A 3271-nucleotide genomic window follows, 5' to 3' on the forward strand; every position below is an offset into this window, starting at 1 on the left:
CTCGGCTTTGTCATTCCGAGCTACGTCTTTGCAACGCCGGTGCTCGGAGGCCAGGCGTCCGTTTCCCTTGTGACTGCCTACGGTGTCGCAGGCACCACTCTGGCAGGCCAATTGTCGGGCAGCATAACAGGACCCGGGGGCGGTAGCATTCCGTTCATGCGATCTGACAGCTTCAGCGATACGACTTGGGGTTTCGGCGATCTGGTCCCGCAATTCGCTTTGCGTTGGAATGCTGGCGTCAACAACTACATGACCTACATCACCGGCGACATCCCCGTTGGAGCCTACGAATCCAACCGCTTGTCGAATTTAGGTATCGGGCACGGTGCGATCGATGCAGGCGGTGGCTACACTTATTTCAATCCGGCGACCGGCCACGAGTTCTCAGGTGTGCTTGGGTTTACCTATAATTTCATCAATACTGCAACACAGTATCAGAATGGCGTCGACCTGCACTTCGACTGGGGCGCATCGCAATTCCTGACCAAGCAGGTTCAGGTGGGCCTGGCAGGCTACGCCTACAAAGACATCGGCTGCGACAGTGGCTCGAGCGATCGCGTCGGTTGCTTCCAGTCGCAGGTGTTCGGCATTGGGCCGCAGTTTGGCTACGTCTTCCCGCTCAGCCAGGGCCTTCAAGGTTACGTCAATCTCAAGGCCTACGCAGAATTTGGCAGCTCGGATCGGCCCTCCGGCTGGAACACATGGCTGACATTTGCCATCTCACCTGCCGCAGCGCCTCCACCTGCCACGGGCCGGATGATTACGAAATAACAGCGAAGTGAGCCGCCGGAAGCTCGACGTCCGTGGTCAAAAGCTGACCTGACGGCCTGCAAGGCAGACTTCGGCTTTACACCCGCAAACGAACTCAGAGCGGTATCGCACCATGACCGTTTCGTGCCGGAAAGCGACATACCGAACTGCAAGATCCGCCGAAGTTGCATAGTGCGCGAGCGCAAAGGCGCGCAGGGTTTTCAGCCATCGCCGTACGCTTTGTGGTCATTTTTCTGTCCCCACGCCGAATTAAAAGGTTCTTGCTACCATGGTGAAATGCGCGAAGTGCTTTGTGGCGCTCTGGTTTAGCTTGATCATATTGCTCCTATACGCAGCGCCATCTAATGCACAGCAAAACCCGGTTACTGCCATCGACATCGCGCTGGAGCCGGATGCGACGATGTTGCGGCATGCGCAGGCCGATAATGCGCGGCTGCTAAAAAACTTCCCCAAGGGCTTCGCATTGGATGATACGCACCACCCGCACGTCACCATGCTGCAGCAGTTCGTCCGCACGGCGGACCTCGATAAGGTCTACGTTGCGCTCGACAAGGTGTTCGCCAGCGAGAAGCCACTGGGCTGGAAACTGAAGGCCTTCAAATACTACTACATCCCCTCGCCACCGATTGGGCTTGCCGGTATCGTCGTCGAGCCGACGGAAGACTTGCTGCGGTTGCAGCAAAAAATCATCGACGCGGTGACGCCGTTCACGGAGAAGACCGGCACCCCGGCCGCGTTCATGAGCACCGAAGACGGCAAGGACATCCAGGGGTTCTTGATCGAGTACGTGGCCAATTTTGTAACAATCGCAGCAGGCAAGAAATTCAACCCGCATGTCACAACCGGGGTTGGTACCGAAGTCTTTTTGAAGGAGATGCTCGCGGAGCCGTTCGAGGCGTTCACCTTCTCGCCGGCGAGCGCGTCGGTGTACCAACTCGGCAGTTATGGCACGGCGCGCAAGGAGCTCAGGGCTTTGGTGCTGACGCCCTGAGGCTTTCTGCCGAAAAGGAAACCCAGACATGTCGCCGAAGGCGCTTATCCCCGGGCCTAGCCGTCGCCAAATGCTCTCGGTTTTGGCGGCGCTTCCGCTCGTTTCGGGAAGTCTGCTTCACCCCGAGGCTGCGTCGGCACAGGCGGCCAGTTCGGCTAACCCGCTTCCCTCATGGAACGATGGAGCGACAAAGCAGTCGATACTGGATTTCGTCGCCGCCGTGACACGCGAAGGCTCGCCGGATTTCGTGCCCCCTGCCGAGCGCATCGCGACCTTCGACAATGACGGGACCTTGTGGGTGGAACATCCGATGTACACCCAGCTGGTCTTTGTGCTCGACCGCGTGAAGGCGTTGGCTCCGCAGCATCCCGAATGGAAGGACACACAGCCGTTCAAGGCGGCACTTGAAGGCGACGTGAAAACGTTGGCGGAGACCGGCGAACATGGGCTGATGGCGCTTCTGATGGCAACGCACTCCGGCATGACGACAGATGAATTCCAGAAGATTGTGGTGGACTGGATCGCTACTGCTCGCGACCCGCGCTTCAAGCGGCCATACACCGAGCTTGCCTATCTGCCGATGATCGAATTGCTCGGCTTTCTGCGCGCGAGCGGGTTCAAGACCTTTATCGTCTCGGGCGGCGGTATCGAATTCATGCGCCCGTGGGCCGAGCGCGTCTATGGCGTGCCGCCCGAGCAGGTCGTAGGCTCATCGATCAAGACCAAATTCCAGATGCGCGATGGCAGGCCGGAACTGTTCCGTTTGGACGAGATCAATTTCATCGACGACAATGTCGGCAAGCCGGTGGGCATCAACGAGTATATTGGCCGCCGACCGATCGCTGCGTTCGGCAACTCGGACGGTGACCTCGAAATGTTGCAATGGACGACGATGGCCGGTGGACGCCGCCTTGGCCTGATTGTTCATCACACCGACGCGGAACGCGAATACGCCTATGACCGGGACACCTCCTTCGGTCGTCTCGACAAAGCCTTGGACGCCGCAGCAATAGATAAATGGACCGTCGTGGATATGAAGAACGACTGGAGGCGCATCTTTGCGTTTGAGTAGCGGCGAGCGTCCGCTCAAGGTCAGACTCGGAAGTCGACGGCCGTAACCGCGATGTCCGCTTCCCCCCGATAGCGACCAAGCTGATGATGGCATCGGCTTCCAGTGGCCTTTGCTCGACAAGAGCATCGGCCAGAACATCACCGCACCTTGTTCGAGGCAAATTGTTTTCGCATTCGCCGCCGAAGCGAGCACGGACAAACGACTCAATTCAAGCTGCGATAAAGAATCGCCGCCGATACCAAGCCAAACCTTTCAATATTTTTGGTGAGTTTTACTCTCAATCACATCGAGACGCTTTGGCTAAGTCATTTGCCCTTCCTGAGAGAGGGGTGACAGTTCATTCCGGAGACATGGGTTACACAATGGGGCCTTTTGCGGGGAGAGCAAGATGCCCTGGAAGGTGTGTAAACCCATGGACGAACGATTGAAGTTCATTG

3 protein-coding genes are annotated in these 3271 nt (G+C 57.7%); all 3 read left to right on the plus strand.

The features are described 5' to 3' along the window. Positions 1–771: SphA family protein (locus tag WB528_RS28205; protein ID WP_423892710.1), on the plus strand; the 771-nt coding region annotated here is incomplete at its 5' end. Positions 772–1063: 292 nt separating this feature from the next. Beyond that, a complete protein-coding gene (locus WB528_RS28210; RefSeq protein WP_423892712.1) occupies positions 1064–1762 on the plus strand; it encodes a hypothetical protein in 699 nt (232 codons plus the stop codon). Positions 1763–1832: 70 nt separating this feature from the next. Further along, positions 1833–2834, plus strand: coding sequence for an HAD family hydrolase (locus WB528_RS28215; RefSeq protein WP_423892714.1), 1002 nt, complete (start codon positions 1833–1835; stop codon positions 2832–2834). Positions 2835–3271: the final 437 nt, after the last annotated feature.

Source organism: Bradyrhizobium sp. (assembly GCF_049586575.1).
Lineage (GTDB): Bacteria > Pseudomonadota > Alphaproteobacteria > Rhizobiales > Xanthobacteraceae > Bradyrhizobium.